Source organism: Microbacterium sp. 3J1, from assembly GCF_001049495.1.
Lineage (GTDB): Bacteria > Actinomycetota > Actinomycetes > Actinomycetales > Microbacteriaceae > Microbacterium.
In genome coordinates this window covers 88,678-110,793 of record NZ_CDWI01000010.1, presented here as the reverse complement: position 1 = coordinate 110,793, position 22,116 = coordinate 88,678, and the positions used below count along the sequence as shown (strand labels likewise).

The window sequence follows — 22,116 nt, the reverse complement described above, 5'->3', positions numbered from 1 at the left end:
GAAGCGTCGAGCCGACGAAACCCTCGGGAGACGATATGACCTTCGATGCCGCGTTCGACTGGACCCGCCGCCACGTGGAATCGGGGCGCCTGCCCACCGCCGTGCTCGGGATCGCGACCGCGGACGGCACGGTGGCCCTCGACGGCTTCGGGGCGTCGACGGATGCCCTCTATCCGCTCTTCTCCATCACGAAGGCGCTGACCGGCATCACCGCCGCACGGGCGATCGAGCGCGGACTCCTCACTCCGAACACTCCCCTCACCGACGCCCTCCCGACGTTCGGCGCGTCGCGGGACGATGTCGTGAGGCTGCGGCACCTCGCCTCGCACACGTCCGGCATCGCCGAGCCGCCTCTCGACACCGCGCTCCCGCTGCGCGACGAGCTGCTCTCGGCCGGGCGCGACTTCGCCGCCGGCTCGGCATCCCGCTACTCGACGATCGCCTTCGAGGGCATCGCCGCGCTGATCCAGCACGCGACCGGCGTCAGTTGGGATGTGGGCACGACGGAGTGGGCGACGTCGCTCGGCGCGACCGGGCTCACTCTCGACCCGGGCGACTCGATCGGGGTGCCCGACGCAGCTGCCGGCGGCGTCGACCTCGAGCGCTTTCACGCCACGCGCGCTCCCGGAGCAGGACTCCTCGGCACCGCCGACGACCTTCTCCGCATCGGCAGCGAGCTGCTCCGCATCGGCGACGGAGCGCGCGGCGGGATCCTCACGCCGGCCGGCCTGCGCATGATGCTGACGCCGCTGACCGGCGACATCCCCCGTCTCGATCCGTATCCGGCGGGACGAGGACAGGACTGGGGTCTCACGTTCAACCTGCGCACCCGCGCGCCCGGGCTGATCGACCGGGACGTGTACGGTCACGGCGGATGGGCCGGCACCGAGTTCTGGGTGCATCCGGGAGCGGGCGTCTGCTGGGTGCTGCTCACCAACGCGGCCTCGCGCCCCGGAGTCGACGCCGACGAGCTGGACAACGCCGTGGTCGCCGCCCTCTGACCACCGCCCGAGCCGGACGGTCGACGCTCGCTTGACAGAGGGAGACGCCGTGTCTAACCTGAGATCACCAGCTATGAAACGATTCAATACCCGCTCGATGAAGAGAGAACCCCGATGACCCGCGTCGCCTTCCAGCTTCAGGTGCGACCCGAGCTGCTCGACGAGTATCTCGCCCGGCACTCGCCGGTCCGGCCCGAGATGCTGGCGGAGATCGCCGCCGCCGGGCGCCGGAACTACACGCTCTTCCTCGGCGGAGGAGGCACCCTCATCGGCTACTACGAGACCGATGACGACGCGGCGGCGCAGGCGTACCTCGCCGCCTCCCCCATCGCCGCCCGCTGGGAAGCCGAGATGGGACGTTTCTTCGTCGGTCTCGAGGGCCGGCCCGACCAGGCGGCCACCGCGCTCACCGAGGTGTTCCACCTCGAAGACCAGCTCGCCGCCGTCGGCGAGCCCGCATCATCCGACGCATCCGACGACGACACCCGCGACGACAACGAAGGCAGTGCCCCATGAGCATCCTCTCCTCCGACCACCTGGCCGCTCTCGAGCAGCAGGGCATCGAGCTCCCCAGCTGGGCGTTCGGCAACTCCGGCACCCGCTTCAAGGTGTTCGGCACGCCCGGGACCCCGCGCGACCCGTGGGAGAAGATCGCCGATGCCGCGCAGGTCAACAAGTACACGGCGCTCGCTCCCTCGGTCGCGCTGCACATCCCGTGGGACCTCGTCGACTCGTTCTCCGACCTCCGCACGTACGCGGAAGACCTCGGTGTGGAGCTGGGCACGATCAACTCGAACACCTTCCAGGACGACGACTACAAGTTCGGTGCCCTGACGCACGAAGACGCGTCGATCCGCCAGAAGGCGATCGACCATCACCTCGCCTGCATCGACGTGATGGACGCCACGGGCAGCCGCGACCTGAAGATCTGGCTCGCCGAGGGCTCGAACTATCCCGGGCAGGCCGACCTGCGGGGTCGTCAGGACCGCCTGCAGGAGTCGCTGCAGCAGATCTACGCGCGCCTGGGCGACGATCAGCGCCTCGTGCTCGAGTACAAGTTCTTCGAGCCGGCGTTCTACCACACCGATGTTCCCGACTGGGGCACGTCGTACGCCCAGGTCTCGTCGCTCGGCGACAAGGCGATGGTGTGCCTGGACACGGGTCACCACGCCCCCGGAACCAACATCGAGTTCATCGTCATGCAGCTGCTGCGCCTCGGCAAGCTGGGGTCGTTCGACTTCAACTCGCGCTTCTACGCCGACGACGACCTCATCGTGGGCGCCGCCGACCCGTTCCAGCTGTTCCGCATCCTCTTCGAGGTCATCCGGGGCGGTGGCCTCAACAACCCCGACGTCGCGTTCATGCTCGACCAGTGCCACAACGTCGAGGACAAGATCCCCGGGCAGATCCGCTCGGTGCTCAACGTGCAGGAGATGACCGCCCGCGCTCTGCTCGTCGATCGTGACGCGCTGACCGCGGCGCAGAAGTCGGGCGATGTGCTCGCCGCCAATGCCGTCTTCATGGACGCGTTCTACACGGACGTGCGCCCCGCCCTCGCCGAGTGGCGCGAGTCGCGTGGCCTCGCCGCCGACCCGATGAAGGCGTACGCCGAGTCCGGCTACCAGCAGAAGATCGCCGCCGACCGCGTCGGCGGCGTGCAGGCCGGCTGGGGCGCCTGACCCTGGCCCGTCGGGGTGCGGGAGCCGATCCCCGCACCCCGACGACCTCTCCGGCTCGCACCACATGGAAGGAACGGATGCCGTGAGCGATCGCGTTCTCGACGGCCCGCACGGCCCGCTCCGCGTGCGGGTGTACGAGCCGGCAGCGCCTGCAGGGCCCGGCCTCGTCTGGGCGCACGGCGGCGGATTCGCCGCCGGAGAGATCGACATGCCCGAGGCCGACTGGGTGGCCCGCAGCCTCGCCGACCGCGGCATCCTCGTCGTGTCCGTGGACTACGCGCTGGCGCCTTTCCCGCGCACCTCGGCTCTCTCCGCCGACGCCCCCGAGCGCGACGGCGTGCACTACCCCGTCGCGTCGGAGGAGGTGGAGTCCGCGTTCCGCTGGGCCGTGGCGTCCGGCCTCGCTCGCGGACCGTGGGCGATCGGCGGCGCGTCCGCCGGCGCGAATCTCGCCACCGGCGCCGCCCTCCGGCTCAGCCACATCGGCGGCCCCGTGCCCGCCGTCGCGGTGCTCGCATACCCGACGCTCCATGCCGTGCAGGGATCGCCGGATGCCGCGCTCCGCGCCGCCCTCGACGCCGATCCGGAGGCCGACGTCTTCGGCCCAGACCAGGTACGCGGCATGTACGAGAACTACCTCGGCGCCGCTGTCGACGGCGCCGACATGTACGCGGTGCCCGGCATCGCATCCGTCGCCGATCTCGCGGGCTTCCCCTCGACCATCATGATCACCGGCGAGGTCGACGAGCTGCGTGTCTCGGGCGAGGCCTTCGCCGTCGCGCTGCGCGCCGCCGGCGTCGACGTCGACATCTCCACCGAGCCGGGCACCCGTCACGGCCACCTCAACCAGCCCGACCACCCCGGAGCGGCGGCGTCCATCGACCGCTTCGCCGCCCGCATCCTCTCCACGTCTGCCGACAGCTCTCCCGACCGCAAGGAACAGTCATGACCACCCCCACCGCCGCCGCCCTCATCGAACGCTCCCGCCGTCTCGGAGCCGACCCGAAGAACACGAACTACGCAGGCGGCAACACCTCCGCCAAGGGCACCGAGACCGACCCGGTCACGGGTCAGCCGGTCGAGCTGCTGTGGGTCAAGGGCTCGGGCGGAGACCTGGGAACACTGACGGAGCAGGGCCTCGCCGTGCTGCGCCTTGACCGCATGCGGGCACTGGTCGACGTCTACCCGGGACTCGACCGCGAAGACGAGATGGTCGCGGCCTTCGACTATTGCCTGCACGGCAAGGGCGGCGCCGCCCCGTCGATCGACACCGCCATGCACGGCCTCGTCGACGCCGCGCACGTCGACCACCTGCACCCCGACTCGGGCATCGCGATCGCGACCGCCGCCGACGGCGAGAAGCTCACCGCAGAGATCTTCGGCGACAAGGTGGTCTGGGTTCCGTGGCGCCGCCCCGGATTCCAGCTCGGGCTCGACATCGCCGCGATCAAGGCGCAGAACCCGCAGGCGATCGGCTGCATCCTCGGCGGCCACGGCATCACGGCGTGGGGCGACACGTCGGAGGAGTCGGAGACGAACTCGCTGTGGATCATCGACACCGCCGCCGCCTACATCGCCGCGAACGGCAAGGCCGACCCGTTCGGTGGTGTCCGCGCGGGTTTCGAGGCGCGTGCAGAGTCGGAGCGCCGTGAGCGCGCCGCCGCCCTCGCCGGGACCATCCGCGGCATCGCGTCGACCGACAGGCCGCAGGTCGGCCACTTCACCGACTCCGACGTCGTCCTCGACTTCCTCGCCTCCGAGCGCGCTCCCGAGCTGGCGGCCCTCGGCACCAGCTGCCCCGACCACTTCCTGCGCACCAAGGTCAAGCCGCTGATCCTCGACCTGCCGGCCACGGCGTCGCTCGAGGAGCAGATCGCCCGGCTGCACGAGCTGCACGCCGCGTACCGTGCCGACTATCAGGCGTACTACGACGCGCATGCGACGGCCGACTCCCCCGCGATCCGCGGCGCCGACCCGCTCATCGTGCTGGTGCCCGGCGTCGGCATGTTCTCGTACGGCGCGAACAAGCAGACCGCCCGCGTCGCCGGTGAGTTCTACGTCAACGCGATCAACGTCATGCGCGGCGCCGAGTCGCTCTCGACCTACTCCCCCATCTCCGACGCCGAGAAGTTCCGCATCGAGTACTGGGCGCTGGAAGAGGCCAAGCTGCAGCGGATGCCGAAGCCGAAGTCGCACCAGGGCCGCATCGCGTTCGTCACCGGTGCCGCCAGCGGCATCGGCAAGGCCATCGCCACCCGTCTCGCGGCCGAGGGCGCGTGCGTCGTGATCGCCGACCTCGACCTCGAGAAGGCACAGGCCGCTGCGGCGGAGCTCGGCGGCACCGACGTCGCGATCGGCGTCGCGGCGAACGTCGCCGATGCCGAGGCGATCCAGGCCGCGCTGAACGATGCGGTGCTCGCCTTCGGCGGGGTCGACCTCGTGGTCAACAACGCCGGCCTCTCGCTGTCGAAGCCGCTGCTGGAGACCACCGAGAAGGACTGGGATCTGCAGCACGACGTCATGGCCAAGGGCTCGTTCCTCGTCTCGAAGGCGGCGGCACGCGTGCTGATCGACCAGAAGCTCGGGGGCGACATCATCTACATCTCGTCGAAGAACTCCGTCTTCGCCGGGCCGAACAACATCGCCTACTCGGCCACCAAGGCCGACCAGGCGCACCAGGTGCGGCTGCTGGCCGTCGAGCTCGGCGAGTTCGGCATCCGCGTCAACGGCATCAACCCCGACGGCGTCGTGCGCGGCTCAGGCATCTTCGCCTCCGGCTGGGGCGCCAACCGTGCCGCCACCTACGGCGTCGCCGAAGAGGACCTCGGCCAGTTCTACGCCAACCGCACGATCCTCAAGCGCGAGGTCGTACCCGAGAATGTGGCGGATGCGGTGTACGTGCTCACCGGTCCCGAGCTCAGCCGCACGACCGGCCTGCACATCCCGGTCGACTCGGGCGTCGCCGCGGCGTTCCTCCGATGACGGTCCGGTCCGTCGCCGCCGTCGACCTCGGGGCGACCAGCGGTCGCGTCATGATCGGGCGGATCGGCGACGGCCGCCTCGACCTCGAGCTCGTGTCGCGGTTCCCGAACGGCCCCGTCGAACGCGAAGACGGCCTGCACTGGGACTTCGGCGCGCTCTATGAGCACGTCGTCGCCGGACTGACCGAGGCGGTGCGCCGCGAGCCGGGCATCGAGAGCATCGGCATCGACTCCTGGGCCGTCGACTACGGGCTGCTGAAGGATGGAGCGCTGCTCGCCGAGCCCTTCCACTACCGCGATGAGCGCACCGAGCGCGGAGTGGAAGAGGTGCACGCGGTCGCGCCGTTCGCCGAGCTGTACCGTCGCAACGGACTGCAGTTCCTCCCGTTCAACACCCTGTACCAGTACCGCGTCGACGCGCGCCTCGCGGAGGCCGACACCGCACTGCTCATCCCCGACCTCATCGCGTACCTCCTCACGGGGACGGCGGTCGCCGAGCGGACGAACGCGTCGACGACCGGCCTGCTCGGTGTCGAGTCGGGCGAATGGGACGGCGAGCTGGTCGATCGCCTCGGCATCCCGTCGCGCATCCTTCCGCCGCTGGTCGACCCCGGATCCACGATCGGCACTCTGCGTCCCGAGTTGGCGGCCCGTATCGGAAAGGACCTGCCCGTCATCGCGGTCGGCTCGCACGACACGGCATCCGCTGTCGTCGGGGCGCCGCTGTCGACTCCGCACTCCGCCTACATCTCCTGCGGCACCTGGGGACTCGTCGGGGTCGAGCTCACCGAGCCGGTGCTGACGGATGCTGCGCGTGACGCGAACTTCACGCACGAGCGCGGCGTCGACGGCCGCTTCCGCTTCCTGCACAACGTCACCGGGCTCTGGCTGCTCAGCGAGACGGTCCGTGCGTGGGAGGCGGAGGACGGCGCGGCGATCGACCTGCCTTCGGTGCTCGCTGCCGCATCCGCGGTGACCGACGAGGTGCCGTTGTTCGACGCGAACGATCCCTCGCTCAGCGCGCCGGGTGACATGCCCGCGCGCATCGCAGCGCTGCTCGGACCCGAGGCGCCCTCGACACGGGCGGCCTTCGCCCGGTCGATCGTCGAATCGATCGCGGCAGCCTTCGCGGACGCCGTGCAGACGGCATCCGATCTGTCGGGGCGTGAGCTCGACAGCATCCATCTCGTCGGAGGCGGCTCGCTCAACCGTCTGCTCTGCCAGGCGACCGCAGACCGCACCGGTCTTCCCGTGCTCGCGGGCCCGGTCGAGGCGACCGCGCTCGGCAACGTGCTCGTGCAGGCCCGCGCCCTCGGGGCGGCTCCCGCGTCGCTCGCGGAGCTGCGCGCCCTCGTCGCCGCGACCCACGCCCCCGAGCGCTTCGACCCCCGCTGACGGGTCAGGGCCTGCCCCCGCCCCGTCCCCCCGTCCACCTGGCTGGCCGATGTCCCGAACGGATGCCCAAACCACCCGCTTCCGCCAGCCATCCGTCCGTTCACCAGCCATCCGTACCGGAGAAGGTCCCGAAGACGAAGCCGCGGCACCGTACCCGCGGTCCCTCGCCACCCGCGGTCGCGGACGTGCCAGTCACCCGCCGCGGCCTCCCCAGCCTGCCATCCACCGCGCACCCGGCTGGCCAAGGTCCCGAACGGATGCCGAAACCACCCGTTTCCGCCAGCCATCCGACCGTTCGCCAGCCATCCGTAACGGAGGAGCGCGCCGGACAAGAGGCGCAGCAGACACGAAGCGCAACCGAGCCGTACGCTCCGCCGACCATGCCGCCCTCCCGTCCACCTCGCACCCGGCTGGCCAAGGTCCCGAACGGATGCCGAAACCACCCGTTCCGCCAGCCATCCGTCCGTTCGCCAGCCATCCCTAACGGAGGAGCCCGCCGGACAAGAGGCGCAACAGACACGAAGGACACCCGAGCCGAACGCTCCGCGACCATGCCACCCTCCCGTCCACCGCGCATCCGGCTGGCCGAGGTCTCGAACGGATGCCGAAACCACCCGCTTCCGCCAGCCATCCGTCCCTTCACCCGCCATCCGTACCCGGAAGGTCCCGGAAAAGGGCCCCGAAGCCGAAGCCGAACCCGAACACGAACCCGAAGCCGAACCGCCGGACACACAAGAGGGGCGCCCGGGCCGAAGCCCGAGCGCCCCTCACGAACCCGACTCAGAAGTCGAACTCGCCGATGTTGTCCGCGGTGAACTCGAACGGGTCGCCGAGCAGCACGACGCCGTCAGCGCCGACCGTGTACTCGCCGAGCTCGCCCGCCTCGAAGGTGTCGCCCTCCTCGCCGGTGATCTCGCCCTCGATCAGCGCCTTGGCAGCGAACGCCGCCAGGTAGCCGAGGTCGGCCGGGTTCCACAGCGCGAACGCCGTGACGGTGCCGTCTCCGACGTACTCGCGCATCTGGTTCGGCGTGCCGAGACCGGTGATGGCGACCTTGCCTTTGTAGTCCGAGGTCGAGACGTAGCGTGCCGCAGCCGCGATGCCGACCGTGGTGGGCGAGATGATGCCCTTCAGGTTCGGGTGGCTCTGCAGCAGGGCCGCCGTCTTGTCGAACGACGTCTGGTCGTCGTCGTCGCCGTAGACGGTCTCGACGATCGCGATGTCGGGGTATTCGCTGGCGGCGTACTCCTTCATCAGCTCGATCCAGGCGTTCTGGTTCGTCGCGTTGGCGGATGCCGACAGGATCGCGACCTCGCCGGCGCCGCCGATCTGCTCGGCGATGAGGTCGACCTGGACCTTGGCGATGCCCTCGGAGTCGGCCTGGTTGATGAACAGGTCGCGGCACTCGGGGTTCGTGTCGGAGTCGAAGGTGAGGACCTTGACTCCGGCGTCCCGCGCCTCGTTCAGGGCGTCGCAGATCGCCTTGGGGTCGTTCGCCGACACGACGAGCGCGCCGACGGCCTGCTGCGTGGCGGTGTTGATGTAGCTCACCTGCGCGTCGGGCGTGGCCTCTGCCGGTCCGACCTCGGCGAACGTGCCGCCGAACTCGTCGATGGCCGATTTGCCGCCCTCGCTGGACGTGTCGAAGTAGGGGTTGCCGAGGTTCTTGGGCAGGAACGTGATCGCGAGGTTGTCCGATCCGCCTTCGCCGCCGGAGCCCGAGCCGCCCGATCCACCGCTGGTGTCGGCGCAGCCGCTCAGCACGAGCGCCGCGGCGACCGCGACCGCGGCGAACGCCCCGATCTTCTTGCGTGCAAACGTCATTGTTCTTCCTTTCGTGATGATCACCGCAGGCGGATGCCGACGATGAGAGGCTGCCTCATGGTGCGGGGGAGGCTGCGACGCGGAGGGGCGGTCCGGCCTTGGCGCGGACGCGCTGCACCCAGGCGAGGACGCTGGCTGCGACGACCGAGAAGATCAGCAGACCGCCGGTGATGATGTTGATGACGTCGGAGGTGACGCCGGCGAGGCGCAGGCTGCTGCCCAGCACCCCGATGAGGAGCACGGCGGCGACGACGCCGTGGAGGTGACCTCGTCCGCCGAAGACCGACACTCCGCCGAGCACGACCGCCGCGATGACCTGCAGCTCGAGCCCGGTGGCGTTGTCTCCTCGGGCGCTTCCGAACCGCAGCGTGTAGAAGATGCCGGCGAACGCCGCGACGACACCCGAGAGCACGAACAGGATGAACTTCGTGCGTTCGACGTCCACCCCCGAGAACCGCGCCGCGTCCTTCGACAGGCCGATCGCGAAGACCCCGCGGCCGAACGGCGTGAAGTGCAGGAGCACGGCGAAGATCACGAGCAGGATCAGGAACGGGATCACGATGTACGGGATCGTCGTGCCGGCGATCTTGGCTTTCGCGAGAGCCGTCCACGTCTCGGGGAAGTCGGTCACGGCGGTCGTGCCGAGCAGCCCCACCGCGAGGCCGCGGAAGAGAGCGAGCGTGCCGATCGTGACGGCGAGCGACGGCAGACCGACGACGGTCACGAGGAAGCCGTTGAACGCTCCGCCGACGATTCCGACGAGCAGGGCGGCGAGAGCCGCGACCTCGAAGGGTGCACCCGACTGGGTGAGCACGCCGGTGACGACACTGGCGAGACCGACCATCGAGCCGACTGAGAGGTCGATCTCGCCGGTGATCATGACGAGCGTCATCGGCAGCGCGATGAGCAGGATCGGGGCGACGTCGAGAAGGAGGTAGTTCGCGGTGATCGGCTGGGCGAATCCGCGGACCGTGATCGCGGCGACCACGGAGACCAGCACGAGCAGCGCGATGATCGCGGCTTCCCGGTTGATCAGGATGCGGCGCCACAGCGGACGGTCGTAGTCGCGGATGACGCGGGTCGACGTCGTGGTCGTCGTCGCGGTGGTCATGATTCGTCCCTTGCCTCGATGAGCTGGCGTCTCTGCCGCACCGCGAGCACGCGGTCGAGCACGATGGCCCCGATGATGAGCACGCCGACCACGGCCCGCTGCCAGAAGTCCGGGATGCCGAGGATGGGCAGCGCCCTGTTGATGGTCATCAGCAGCATGGCGCCGATGGCCGCGCCCCAGACGGTGCCGACTCCGCCGGTGATGGCGATGCCGCCGATGACCGCCGCGCCGACGGCATCCAGCTCCCATCCGCTGCCCGCCTGCGAGCTGATCGACCCGTACCGGGCAGCGTAGAACACGCCCGCCAGACCCGCGAGCGCACCCGACAGGATGAACGCCGAGAGCACACGGCGGGTGACCTTGAGGCCGTAGAGCTCGGCCGCCGACGGGTCGGACCCGATGGCGTAGTACTCGCGGCCTCCGCGGGTGTTGCGCATGTACCAGGCGGCGAGCGCCAGCACGATGACCGCGATGATCGACAGCACCGGGATGAAGAGGATCTGCTGCGTGCCGAGCCCGAGGAAGTCCTTGGGCATGTCGGAGGCGTTGATCCGGTCGCTGCCGGTCCACAGCACGTTGATGCCGCGGTAGGCGTACAGCGTGCCGAGCGTGATCACCATGGCCGGCACCTTCGCGAAGGCCACGAGGGCGCCGTTCACCAGGCCGAGGAAGGCACCGAGGAGCACGGCTGCGATCACCACGACGATGATCGGGATGCCGGGGAGGTCGACGAACATCCGTCCGGTGAGGTACGCGGTCAGGCCCATCACCGAGCCGACCGACAGGTCGACGTTGCGGGTGATGATGACGATGGCCTGGCCCACAGCGACGAGCACGAGGATCGACGGCGTGAGCAGCAGGTCGCGCCAGCCGTCGGCGCTGAAGAGGAACGCCGGGTTCTTGGCCGTCGCCGCGATCACGACGACGACGAGCGCGGCGAAGATGCCGAACTCGCGCGCGCGCCCGATCCCGCCAGGCTTCTTCGCGAACGCGGGAGCGGCGGCCACGGGGGCTGTGGTGAGACTCATGAGTGCAGCTCCGATGAGTGTGTGGCGGCGAACATGACGTTCTCGCTGGTGGCGTCCTCGCGGGAGATCTCGGCGGTGATGCGACCTTCGCGCATCACCAGCACGCGGTCGGCCATGCCGAGGACCTCGGGGAGCTCGGACGAGATCATGAGGATTCCCATGCCCCGGCCGGCGAGCTGCGACAGGAGGCGGTGGACCTCCGACTTCGTGCCGACGTCGATGCCGCGCGTGGGCTCGTCGATGATGAGGACCCGCGGGTCGGTGGCCAGCCACTTCGCCAGGACGACCTTCTGCTGGTTGCCTCCGGAGAGAGTGGATGCCACGGTGTCGAGCGCGTGCGTCTTGACCTCGAGGCGAGACGCCCATTCCTTGGCGGCACGGTTCTCGATGCCGCTGGTGATGAGCCCCCACTTCGAGAGACGCCGACGGATCGCGAGCGTGATGTTTCCGCCGACGCCCGCGTCGATGACGAGACCCTGCTTGCGGCGGTCCTCGGGGACGAGGGCGAGTCCGCTGCGCATCGCGGCGGTCGGGCTGCGGCGGGCGACGGCGGCGCCCAGCATCCGCACTTCGCCGTCGCTGTACGGGTCCACGCCGAAGACGGCGCGGGCGACCTCCGACCGACCGGCACCGACGAGGCCGGCCAGGGCGACGATCTCGCCCGCCCGCACCGTGAAGGAGATGTCGTGGAAGACGCCGGGTCGGTTGAGTCCTGCGACCTCGAGCAGCGGTTCGCCGATCGCGGCCTCCTGCTTCGGGAAGAGCTCGGTGACGTCGCGGCCCACCATCTGCCGCACGAGGTCGTCGACGGTGGTCTCGGCAATCGGGGTGGTGGCGATGTAGGCGCCGTCGCGCATCACGGTGACGGTGTCGCAGAGGTCGAACACCTCGTCGAAGCGGTGCGAGATGAAGAGGATCGCACGGCCCTCGTCGCGGAGGCTCCGGGCGACGGCGAAGAGCCGGTCGACCTCGACGCCGCTGAGCGCCGCCGTGGGCTCGTCCATGATGAGCACGCTGGCGTCGAGCGAGATGGCCTTGGCGATCTCGATGATCTGCTGGTCGGCGATCGAGAGCCCCTCGGTGATGCGGTCGGGGTCGAGCGTGACGCCCAGGCGGCGGAAGATCTGCTCGACCTCGGTGCGCATGGCCTTGCGGTCGATGCGGCCCAGGATGCCGGTGGGCTGACGGCCCATGAAGATGTTCTCCGTGACCGAGAGGTCGGGGAACAGCGTCGGCTCCTGATAGATGACCGCGATGCCCGCGGCCTTCGACTGCGCGGTGCTGGTGAAGTCCACGTCCTCGCCGTGCAGACGGAAGTCGCCCGAGTCACGGCGGTAGAGGCCGGCCATGATCTTCACGAGCGTGGACTTGCCGGCGCCGTTCTCGCCGATGAGGGCGTGGATCGAGTTCGGCCGCAGAGTGAGGCTTCCCGAGCGGAGGGCGACGACCGGTCCGAAGGACTTCACGACCCGATGCAGTTCGAGCGCGGTGGGGGGAGCGCTGCGGGCGGAGGCTGCGTCTACCACTGGCTTTCCTCTCCGTTGAGGGGGATGATGATCGGAATGAACTTCACCTGAATCGATTCAAGCTTGTTTCAGGCTAGTGTATGTGATGCCGGTCTCAGGTCAAGCCCCGATGCCGAAGCGTGATCCGCCCGACGACGAGAGGACAGCAGATGCCGATCAGCATCCGTGATGTCGCCGTCCGCGCCGGGGTGTCGGTGGGCACAGTCTCCAACGTCCTCAATCGACCCGACGAGGTGTCGAGCGATTCGGTCGAGCGCGTGACGAAGGCCATCGACGATCTCGGATACGTGCGCAACGACGCCGCCCGCAAACTGCGGGCGGGAGTCAGCACCACCGTCGGGTTCGTCGTGCTCGACGGCCAGAACCCCTTCTACAACGACGTGGTCCGCGGCGCCGAGGACGAGGCATCCAGTCACGGCATCGCGATCCTCTACGGCAACACCGACGACGATCCTTCTCGCGAGAAGGTCTACCTCGACCTCTTCCGCGAGCAGCAGGTGCGCGGACTGCTCATCGCCCCGTACGGCGACGTCATGACGCAGCTGCGCCGGTTCCGGGCGAGCGGCATCGCGACCGTGCTCGTCGACCGCTTCAGCGCCGACAGCGGCTTCTCGTCGGTCTCGGTCGACAGCGTCGCGGGCGGACGCCTCGCCGTCGAGCACCTGATCGAGGGAGGGCGGCGGCGCATCGCGTTCGTCGGCGGCCCCTTCGACATGCGCCAGGTGACGGATCGCCTCGCAGGAGCCCGCGCCGCCGCCGAGAACGCCGCGGTGCACGTCGAGCTCGAGGTCGTGCCGACCGCCGCGATGACGGTGGAGGAGGGTGTGGCCGCCGGCGCTCGGCTCCTCACCCGCCCGCGCCGCGAATGGCCGGATGCCCTGTTCGCCGCCAACGACCTGCTCGCCCTCGGACTCCTGCAGTCGCTCGTGTCGGGCGGGCACCTGCTCGTCCCCGACGAGATCGCGCTGATCGGCTTCGACGACAACCCGTTCGCGGCGGCCGCGGCGGTGCCGCTGTCGTCGATCCGTCAGCCGAGTCGGATGATCGGCCGCACGGCGCTGCGCATCGTGCTCGAGGAGGCGGCGGACCCCGACAGCATCCCGCGGCAGACCGTGTTCCCTCCGGAGCTCATCGTCCGTCGCTCGACCGGCGGCTGACCGGCGGTCCCGGCGGTCCCGGCGGTCCCGGCGGTCCCGGTGGCCGGCGGTCCCGGCGGTCGTCTCACCGTACGGATGGCTGGCCGACGGACGGGATGGCTGGCCGCCGGGCGTCGAACCGTCAGCCATCCGTGATCCGGCCAGCCATCCGCACGCGTATCCGCGCGCGGGCAGGCGGATCCGACCTACGTCCCCGCATCCGCGCCCTGTGCTATCGTCGGGAAAACGTTTCCCCAGTTTCGAGATCAACGAAGGATCACGATGACGAAGACCCGCTACGCACTCGCCGGAGCCGGACACCGGGCTCAGATGTACGTGGATGCGATCGTCGGCGAGCACCGCGACCGCGCCGAACTGGTCGCGATCGTCGAGCCCAACCCGGTGCGGGCCGCCTACTACGCCGATCGGCTCGTCGCCGCGGATGCCGCACCCGCCCGCGTCGGCACTCCCGAACAGCTCGAGCGGCTGATCCGCGAGGAGCGTGTGGACCGCGTGATCATCTGCGCGCGCGACGACCTGCATGCCGAGCTGATCGTGCGCTCACTCGAGGCCGGAGCCGACGTCGTCGTCGAGAAGCCGCTCACGATCGACGCGAGAAGCGCCGCGCGCATCGAGGATGCCGTCGCCCGGACCGGCCGCCGGGTCGTGCTCACCTTCAACTACCGCTACTCGCCCCGCAACAGCGCACTGCGCCAGGTCATCCAGGACGGGACCATCGGCCAGGTCACCTCGATCGACTTCTCCTGGATGCTCGACACGAATCACGGCGCCGACTACTTCCGTCGCTGGCACCGTGAGAAGAAGAACTCCGGCGGGCTGCTCGTGCACAAGTCGAGCCACCACTTCGACCTGGTCAACTGGTGGATCCGCTCGCAGCCGACGCGGGTCTACGCATCGGGCGGACTGCGGTTCTACGGTGCAGAGAACGCCGCGCGCCGAGGACTCGGCGAGCGCCCCGCCCGCGGAACGCACGACGACGGAGACCTCTTCGAACTCGATCTGCGCATTGACGAGCGTCTCTCCGCCCTCTACCTCGAGGCGGAGCAGCACGACGGATACCGACGCGATCTCGACGTCTTCAGCGAGGGGATCACGATCGAGGACAACCTCGCCCTCGTGGTCGACTACGCCTCGGGCGCGACGCTCTCGTACTCCCTCAACGCGCATGCGCCGTGGGAGGGCTACCGGGTCGCCGTCAACGGCACTCTCGGACGCGCCGAGCTGGAGGTGGTCGAGCGCGGAGCCGTCCTCGCAGGAGAGGGGCTGCATCCCACCCTCGACCCGAGCCTCTCGGGTGGCGACGGCACGACGGACGTCCGACCGGAGGGCGAGCGGCTGATCGTGCAGCGACACTGGGAGGCCGCCTTCGAGGTGTCCATCGACGGCGGCGACGGCGGGCACGGAGGCGGTGACGCTCTGCTCCTCTCCGACGTCTTCGCGGGTCCGGGTGACGATCCCCTCGCTCGGCCCGCGGACTGGACCGACGGCATCCGCTCGATCGCGGTGGGCATCGCGGGCAACCGCTCCCTCGAGACGGGGCTGCCCGTGAACGTCGCGGATCTCGGGATCGCCCTGCTCGACGAGCGACCGTGAGGATCGTCGTCACCGGTGGGTCGGGACGCCTCGGCCGCACCCTCGTCTCCGGCCTGGCCGACGCGGGGCACGACCTCGTCTCGATCGACCGTCAGCCGAGCGATCGGCTCGACCGCCCCGACGTGGCTCAGCTCGCCGTGGACCTCGCGGATGCCGACGCCACCGCGGCCGCGCTCGCGGCGACGAGAGCCGACGCGCTCATCCACCTCGCCGCCATCGCCGTGCCCTTCAGCGCCCCCGAGGACGTCATCCTGCGCACGAACGCGGGGCTCGCCCAGTCCGTGCTCGGCGGGGCGGTGCGCGCCGGCATCCGGCGGGTGGTCGCGGCGTCGAGTCCGACGGTCATCGGCTACGGCGCACCCCGTGGCTGGACGCCCGATCGACTTCCGCTCGACGAGACCTCGCCCGTGGAGCCGTGGAACGCGTACGCGCTGTCGAAGCTGCTCATCGAGCAGACCCTCGACACGCTGCGGCGCCAGACCGGCGATCAGGTGCGGTACGCGTCCTTCCGCCCCTGCTTCGTGATCGCCCCCGAAGAGTGGGCGGGCGCTCCGACGCAGCAGGGACACACCGTGCAGGAGCGCCTCGACGACCCGGCGCTGGCCGCCCCCGCTCTCTTCAACTACGTGGATGCGCGTGACGTCGCCTCGTTCGCCGACTCGCTCCTGGCGGCGCTCGACGACATCCCCAGCGGCGAAGTGTTCTTCGTGGGTGCGGACGATGCGCTCGCGCGACAGCCGCTGAGCGACCTCCTCCCCCGTTTCCACCCGGGCACGGCTGAGGCTGCCTCGGCGCTCACCGGGGACTCGCCCGCCTTCTCCTCCGCGAAAGCGGCCCGACTGCTGGGCTGGCACCCGTCGCGCAGCTGGCGCACCGAGCTCGCGGGCTCGCCCACCCCCGCATCCGTCTCCTGAAGGGTTCGCCATGCACTTCCGCGGAATCCTGTTCTTCCCCGTGACACCGTTCTCGCCCGAGGGGGCGATCGACCACGACCTGCTCGCGACCCACGTCGCTGCCGGGGTCGAGGCCGGCGCGGGCGGGGTCTTCCCCGCGTGCGGCACGGGCGAGTTCCACGCGCTCTCGGCGTCCGAGGCCGCGGCGGTCGTGGGCACAGCCGTCACGGCCGTCGCCGGTCGGGTGCCGGTGATCGCCGGAACCGGCGGCCCGGTCGGCCATGCGATCGACGTGGCGCGGTCCGCCGCGGATGCCGGTGCAGACGGCCTGCTCGTGCTGCCGCCCTACCTCGTCGGCGGCACCCAGGCCGGACTCATCCGCTACGTCGAGGACATCGCGGAGGCATCCGACCTTCCCGTGATCGTGTATCACCGCGGCAGCGCCCAGTACTCGGTGGAGACGATGCGCCGCCTGGCGGCCAACCCCCGGGTGGTCGGCTTCAAGGACGGCACCGGCGACATCGGCGCGACGCAGCTCATCGTGCGCGCGGTCGCGGCGGAGGGCCGTGCGGACTTCGCGTTCTTCAACGGGCTGCTCACCGCGGAGCTCACCCAGGGCGCGTACCGGGGCATCGGCGTCCCGCTGTACTCGTCGGCCGCGTTCGCGATGGCGCCCGACATCGCGAACGCCCACTATCGCGCATACACGGACGCGGACGAGGAGCGACGTCTGGCCCTGCTCGACGGCTTCTACCGCCCCCTGGTGGAGCTCCGTGACGAGACTCCCGGCTTCGGTGTCTCGCTCATCAAGGCGGGCCTCCGGCTGTCGGGTCTCGAGGTCGGTCCGGTACGCGCCCCGCTCGTCGACCCGACGCCGGCGCAGCACGAGCGGCTCGCCGAGATCCTCGCCGCCGGACGCGCGCTGCTGTGAGCGAGTACTCGCTGTGACCAGCATCCGACGCCTCACGACACGACTGCAGCGCGTGCCGCTGACCCGCCCCTGGGCGGCGGACGTGACATCGGTGGGTGTCGTCGCCACGCACGTGGTCCGATCCGACGGGGTCGAGGGCTGGGGCTTCTCGTGGAGCCCGCAGATCGGGGTGCATGCGGTGCAGGCGCTGCTCGAGCACGACATCGCCCCCGCGGCCGTCGGCCGTTCCGCCGTTCCCGGCGAGATCTGGCAGGCGCTCTGGGAGCACCTGCACGAGGCGGGTGGCGGAGGCATCACGACGATCGCGCTGGCCGGACTCGATCTCGCCCTGTGGGATGCCGAGGCCCGCGCAGCCGACACCTCCGTGTCGCGACTGCTCGGCCGTCGCCGAGACCGTGTCCGGGCGTACGGCTCGGGTGTGAACCTGCACTACTCGCTCGACGAGCTGCTCGCCCAGGTGCAGCGGTGGGTCGACGACGGGTTCGACGCGGTGAAGATCAAGGTGGGCAAGCCCGACCTCGCCGAGGACGTCGATCGTGTCTCCGCCGTGAGAGCGCTGCTCGGTGCGGATCGCTCCCTGATGATCGACGCCAATCAGCGCTGGGACCTCGATCGGGCCACCGCGTCGATCGACGCCCTCGCCGCCTTCGACCCCGCGTGGATCGAGGAGCCGCTGCGCGCCGACGACCTCGCAGGGCACGCCGAGTTGGCGACGCGCGTCGCCGTGCCGATCGCCGTGGGCGAGAACCTGCACACGGCGCATCGGTTCGAGGACTTCCTGCGCGCGGGCGCGGCGCAGATCGTGCAGCCGAACATCGTCAGGGTCGGCGGCATCACACCCTTCCTCCGCATCGCCGGGCTCGCCGCGTCGCACGGCGCCGCTCTGCATCCGCACCTGCTGCCCGAGCTCTCCGGTCAGCTCGCGCTCGCTCTGCCCGAGACGACGACCGAGGTGCTCGTGGAGGACGTGGAGGATGCCGGATTCGCCGCGCTCGGCGCACTCGTGGACCCGTCTCCGGTGGCCATCACCGGCGGATACCTCACCGAGCGGGAGCACACGGGTCTCGGACTCCGCTTCGCCCCTCTTCTCCCCGACTCCCCCGCGTCCACCGAAGGAAAGGCCCCCTCGTGACCACCTCCTCCGCAGACCTCGGCTCGATCGTCGACGCGGCCGCGGCCGCCGCCCCGATCTGGCGACGCTCCTCCGCCGCCCAGCGCGCGACCTGGCTCCGCGCGGCCGCGGATGCGCTCGACGCGAACGCCGACGCGCTGGTCGCCGTCGCCGACGAGGAGACCCGGCTGGGCGCGGCGCGCCTGACCGGCGAGGTGGCACGCACGAGCGGTCAGCTGCGCCTGTTCGCGAGCGTGGTCGAGGAGGGCTCGTACCTCGAGCTCACCATCGACGATGCGGATGCCACGGCGACGCCGCCCCGGCCCGAACTGCGACGCATGCTCACCCCGCTCGGCCCCGTCGCGGTGTTCTCGGCCTCGAACTTCCCCTTCGCGTTCTCCGTCGCGGGCGGCGACACGGCGTCCGCCCTCGCTGCTGGCAACCCGGTGATCGTGAAGGCGCACTCAGGACATCCGCGCCTCTCCGCGCTCACGGCGAACCTGGTCGCGGCCGCGCTCGAGGCCGCCGGCGCCCCCGCAGGCTCCCTCTCCCTCGTCGAGGGCCGCGAGGCGGGCAACGCCCTGGTGCAGCATCCGCTCGTGCGCGCCGCCGGCTTCACCGGTTCCGTGTCGGGTGGGCGCGCCCTGTTCGACCTCGCCTCCGGCCGACCCGATCCGATCCCCTTCTACGGCGAGCTGGGCAGCATCAACCCGGTGGTCATCACCGAGGCCGCCGTCGCCGCGCAGAAGGATGCTCTCGCGACGGGCCTGGTGAGTTCGTTCACCCTCGGCGTCGGCCAATTCTGCACGAAGCCGGGGGTCGTCTTCATCCCCGCCGGCACGGGATTCGAGGACGCCGTCGCGGCCGCCCTGCCCGCCGCCTCGGGTGGCCCACTGCTGACCGAGCGCATCACCGAGGCGTTCCCCGCCGGTCTCGCGCACCTGGAGGACGACCCGTCCGTCTCGGTGCTCGCGTCGGGTGTGGAGGTCCAGGGAGTCCGACCGGTCGCGCTGCTCACCGACGCGCGCTCGGTGGTCAAGCGTCCCGACGTCCTCCTCGAGGAGTGCTTCGGTCCTGTCACGCTCCTCGTGCGATACGACGACCGGGACGAGCTGCACGCCGCGATCGCCGCCGTACCCGGCAGCCTCACCGCGACGCTCCACGCCGAGCCGGTGGACGACGTGTCCGCCACCCTGGAACTCCTGCAGGATCGCGCAGGCCGGGTGCTGTTCGCCGGCTGGCCGACCGGCGTCGCCGTCACGTGGTCGCAGCAGCACGGGGGGCCGTGGCCTGCGACGACCTCGCTGCACACGTCGGTCGGAGCATCCGCCATCCGCAGGTTCCTGCGTCCGCTGACGTTCCAGGACGCACCGGAGCCGCTGCTGCCCGAGGTGCTGCGCGACCACGCGCTCACGAGGCTTCCGCACCGGCGCAACGGAAGGCTCGTGGTCCCGGCCTGACCGGCGCCGGACGCCCCACGCGCTTCCTCGAGCGGGTGGGGCGTCGGCGATCCGCCCGTCGCGATCAGGCCTGTGGCAGGACTCCGGCGTTCGCTCCGGCGAGGAGCTGCTGGACCTGCTCGTGCGTCACGTCGACACCGGGGAAGCCGATGAGGCGCCCGATCGGGAATGACGCCATCATCTTCTGCATCGCCTCGTCGTTCGGCAGCATCGACGCGGCGGACGAATCGGCGCCGGTCATCTCGCCCATGAATCCGCCCAGTGCCGACATGACGATGGGTCCTGCCACGGGGTGAGCGAGCACGTCGCCCACGGAGGACTCCATGGTCAGAGGCAGGGAGACGAGGTCTCCGGCGATCTGGACGGTCGTCGACGAGCGGATGTCGCGGCTGGACGCCGCGACATCGAGGATGTACTCGCCGGGCTCGACGATCCAGCGGTCGACCCGCACGTCCCAGTAGGCGAGGTCGTCTCGGCGGATGGTGAGTTCGACCGTCCGGGTCTCACCCGCCGCGACGGCGACCGAGGAGAACGCCTTGAGCTCGCGAGGCGCGCGCTGCACGGCCGACGCCGCGGGGGCGGCGTAGACCTGCACGATCTCTCGACCGTCGCGGTCTCCGGTGTTGGTCACCTCGAGGCGGACGACGACGTCTCCGTCGGCCTCGACCTCGGCGGTCGCCTGGCCGTAGGCGAACGTCGTGTACGAGAGTCCGTGCCCGAACGGGAAGGTCACGTCGAGGCCCTTCGCGTCGTACCAGCGGTAGCCGACGAGCACGCCCTCGCCGTACCGCACATGCCCGAACTCCCCGGGGAAATTGCCGAACGAGGGATTGTCCTCGAGGCGTACAGGGACGGTCTCGGTGAGCTTGCCAGACGGGTTCACGACGCCGTACAGGACGTCGGCGATGGCTCCGCCGCCGGCCTGTCCGAGCAGCCACCCTTCGACGATGGCCGGCACCCGATCCGCGAACGGAAGCGCGACGACACCTCCGTTCGAGAGTACGACGACGGTGCGCGGATTCGCCTCGAGCACGGCATCCAGCACCGCGAGCTGCTCGGCCGGGAGGTCGATGTGCTCGCGGTCGAAGCCCTCCGACTCCTCTGCGGCGGGCAGTCCGAGGAACACGACGGCGACGTCGGCGCCCGCGGCGGCGGCCGCGGCCTCGTCCCGGAGGTCGTCTGCAGAGCGGCCGGATGCGGCGATGGCGCCGCCCTCGACCGCGAAGCCCGGCGCGTACGACACCTCGTCGCCGCCGACGACGCGCATCTCGTCGAGAGCCGCATCGAGCTTCGTCGGGTTGATCAGCGACGAGCCCGCACCCTGGAACCGCGGCTCGGTCGCGAAGGCTCCGATGACCGCCACCGTGCGCGACGCGGCGAGCGGCAGCAGCGCGCCGTCGTTCTTGAGGAGCACGATCGAGCGTCCTGCCGCCTCGCGGGCGAGCGCATGATGCGCCTCGACATCGAGGGGGCCGGTGACCGTCGGGCGGGCCTGGGCCTTGCGCACGAGGTCGATCGCCCGCTGCGCCGCGGTGTCGAGCACGCCCTCGGCGAGGTCGCCCGCATGCACGGCGGCGACGAGCTGCGCGTCGGTCCGACCTCCGGATGACGGCATCTCGAGGTCGAGCCCGGCTGCCACGCCCGCGACCCGGTCGTTCACAGCTCCCCAGTCCGACACCACGAGTCCCTCGAACCCCCAGTCCTCGCGGAGCACCTGCGTCAGCAGCCACGGATCCTCCGAGGCATACACGCCGTTGATCCGGTTGTAGGAGCACATGACCGTCCACGGCTGCGCGTCCCTGACGACGCGCTCGAAACCGCGGAGGTAGATCTCGTGCAGCGGTCGCGGGTCGACGTCGGAGCTCGCGCGCATCCGGTCGAACTCCTGGTTGTTCGCGGCGAAGTGCTTCAGAGAGGTGCCGACGCCCCGCGACTGCACGCCGCGCACGGAGGCGGCGCCGAGCACCCCCGAGACGATCGGGTCCTCGGAGAAGTACTCGAAGTTGCGTCCGCACAGAGGGGAGCGCTTGATGTTGATGCCGGGGCCGAGCACGACGGCGACGTCCTCGATCGCCGCCTCGACGGCGATCGCGGCGCCGACCCGCTCGATGATCTCCGGGTCGAAGGACGACCCGATCCCCACGGCGGGCGGGAAGCAGGTGGCGGGCACGCTGCTGGCGAGCCCGAGGTGGTCGCTGCCGCCCGCCTGCTTGCGCAGGCCGTGCGGCCCGTCGGTCATCATGATCGACGGCAGTCCGATCCTGCCCAGGGCCTTCGTCGTCCAGAAGTCCGCCCCGCTGGTCAGCGAGGCCTTCTCTTCGAGAGTGAGGTCGGATGCCGAGATGTCGGTCATGGTCTTCCTTTCGCGGAGCGACGCCGGTGTCTTGCGAAAACTATATGCGAGTCAGTATTGGATCTCAATGACC

General features: G+C 70.4%; 17 protein-coding genes. 12 read left to right on the top strand and 5 right to left on the bottom strand.

The window, feature by feature from the left end:
- Positions 1–35: 35 nt before the first annotated feature.
- The 6 genes from BN2660_RS08285 (at position 36) to BN2660_RS08260 (ending at position 7,056) form a co-directional block, all read left to right on the top strand.
- Positions 36–1,001, top strand: a complete 966-nt coding sequence (locus tag BN2660_RS08285; protein ID WP_091230026.1) for a serine hydrolase domain-containing protein — start codon at positions 36–38, stop codon at positions 999–1,001.
- A 114-nt stretch (positions 1,002–1,115) separates the two neighbouring features.
- Positions 1,116–1,517, top strand: a complete 402-nt coding sequence (locus BN2660_RS08280) for an L-rhamnose mutarotase (protein WP_091230023.1) — start codon at positions 1,116–1,118, stop codon at positions 1,515–1,517.
- The gene (gene rhaI, locus BN2660_RS08275; RefSeq protein ID WP_091230020.1) at positions 1,514–2,680 is read left to right on the top strand and encodes an L-rhamnose isomerase; all 1,167 of its coding nucleotides are present in this window, start codon (positions 1,514–1,516) and stop codon (positions 2,678–2,680) included. Before BN2660_RS08280 ends, rhaI begins: the two co-directional genes overlap by 4 nt.
- Before the next feature lie 82 nt (positions 2,681–2,762).
- Positions 2,763–3,629, top strand: a complete 867-nt coding sequence (locus BN2660_RS08270) for an alpha/beta hydrolase (protein ID WP_255305089.1) — start codon at positions 2,763–2,765, stop codon at positions 3,627–3,629.
- On the top strand, positions 3,626–5,662 hold the full coding sequence (locus tag BN2660_RS08265) for a bifunctional aldolase/short-chain dehydrogenase (RefSeq protein WP_091230015.1): 2,037 nt from the start codon (positions 3,626–3,628) through the stop codon (positions 5,660–5,662). The genes BN2660_RS08270 and BN2660_RS08265 overlap by 4 nt, the downstream gene beginning before the upstream one ends.
- The gene (locus BN2660_RS08260) at positions 5,659–7,056 is read left to right on the top strand and encodes a rhamnulokinase (RefSeq protein WP_091230012.1); all 1,398 of its coding nucleotides are present in this window, start codon (positions 5,659–5,661) and stop codon (positions 7,054–7,056) included. The genes BN2660_RS08265 and BN2660_RS08260 overlap by 4 nt, the downstream gene beginning before the upstream one ends.
- Positions 7,057–7,836: 780 nt before the next feature.
- On the opposite strand, the gene rhaS is transcribed toward BN2660_RS08260, so the two are convergent.
- The 4 genes from rhaS to BN2660_RS08240 are packed head-to-tail and all read right to left on the bottom strand — an operon-like array spanning position 7,837 to position 12,545.
- Positions 7,837–8,880, bottom strand: coding sequence for a rhamnose ABC transporter substrate-binding protein (gene rhaS, locus BN2660_RS08255; RefSeq protein WP_091230009.1), 1,044 nt, complete (start codon positions 8,878–8,880; stop codon positions 7,837–7,839).
- Between the two features lie 55 nt (positions 8,881–8,935).
- Complete coding sequence (locus BN2660_RS08250) at positions 8,936–9,991, bottom strand: ABC transporter permease (protein WP_091230006.1); 1,056 nt, start codon at positions 9,989–9,991, stop codon at positions 8,936–8,938.
- The gene (locus tag BN2660_RS08245) at positions 9,988–11,019 is read right to left on the bottom strand and encodes an ABC transporter permease (RefSeq protein WP_091230003.1); all 1,032 of its coding nucleotides are present in this window, start codon (positions 11,017–11,019) and stop codon (positions 9,988–9,990) included. The genes BN2660_RS08250 and BN2660_RS08245 overlap by 4 nt, the downstream gene beginning before the upstream one ends.
- The gene (locus tag BN2660_RS08240) at positions 11,016–12,545 is read right to left on the bottom strand and encodes a sugar ABC transporter ATP-binding protein (RefSeq protein ID WP_091230000.1); all 1,530 of its coding nucleotides are present in this window, start codon (positions 12,543–12,545) and stop codon (positions 11,016–11,018) included. The genes BN2660_RS08245 and BN2660_RS08240 overlap by 4 nt, the downstream gene beginning before the upstream one ends.
- 149 nt (positions 12,546–12,694) lie before the next feature.
- Here BN2660_RS08240 and BN2660_RS08235 point away from each other — a divergent pair, with 149 nt between their 5' ends.
- The 6 genes from BN2660_RS08235 to BN2660_RS08210 all read left to right on the top strand — a co-directional run bounded on the left by BN2660_RS08235 (position 12,695) and on the right by BN2660_RS08210 (position 19,690).
- Positions 12,695–13,702, top strand: coding sequence for a LacI family DNA-binding transcriptional regulator (locus BN2660_RS08235; protein WP_091229998.1), 1,008 nt, complete (start codon positions 12,695–12,697; stop codon positions 13,700–13,702).
- Positions 13,703–13,963: 261 nt separating this feature from the next.
- Entirely contained in the window at positions 13,964–15,295 is a 1,332-nt protein-coding gene (locus BN2660_RS08230; protein ID WP_091229996.1) for a Gfo/Idh/MocA family protein, read from the top strand.
- A complete protein-coding gene (locus BN2660_RS08225; RefSeq protein ID WP_091229993.1) occupies positions 15,292–16,209 on the top strand; it encodes an NAD-dependent epimerase/dehydratase family protein in 918 nt (305 codons plus the stop codon). Before BN2660_RS08230 ends, BN2660_RS08225 begins: the two co-directional genes overlap by 4 nt.
- Positions 16,210–16,219: 10 nt before the next feature.
- Positions 16,220–17,119, top strand: coding sequence for a 5-dehydro-4-deoxyglucarate dehydratase (locus BN2660_RS08220; protein WP_091229990.1), 900 nt, complete (start codon positions 16,220–16,222; stop codon positions 17,117–17,119).
- A 13-nt stretch (positions 17,120–17,132) separates the two neighbouring features.
- Positions 17,133–18,251 carry a mandelate racemase/muconate lactonizing enzyme family protein gene (locus BN2660_RS08215; RefSeq protein WP_255305088.1) on the top strand — a complete coding sequence of 373 codons (1,119 nt, stop codon included), beginning with the start codon at positions 17,133–17,135 and terminating at the stop codon, positions 18,249–18,251.
- Positions 18,248–19,690, top strand: coding sequence for an aldehyde dehydrogenase (NADP(+)) (locus tag BN2660_RS08210; RefSeq protein WP_091229987.1), 1,443 nt, complete (start codon positions 18,248–18,250; stop codon positions 19,688–19,690). Before BN2660_RS08215 ends, BN2660_RS08210 begins: the two co-directional genes overlap by 4 nt.
- A gap of 64 nt (positions 19,691–19,754) precedes the next feature.
- On the opposite strand, the gene BN2660_RS08205 is transcribed toward BN2660_RS08210, so the two are convergent.
- Positions 19,755–22,043, bottom strand: a complete 2,289-nt coding sequence (locus tag BN2660_RS08205; RefSeq protein WP_091229984.1) for a glycoside hydrolase family 3 C-terminal domain-containing protein — start codon at positions 22,041–22,043, stop codon at positions 19,755–19,757.
- Positions 22,044–22,116: the final 73 nt, after the last annotated feature.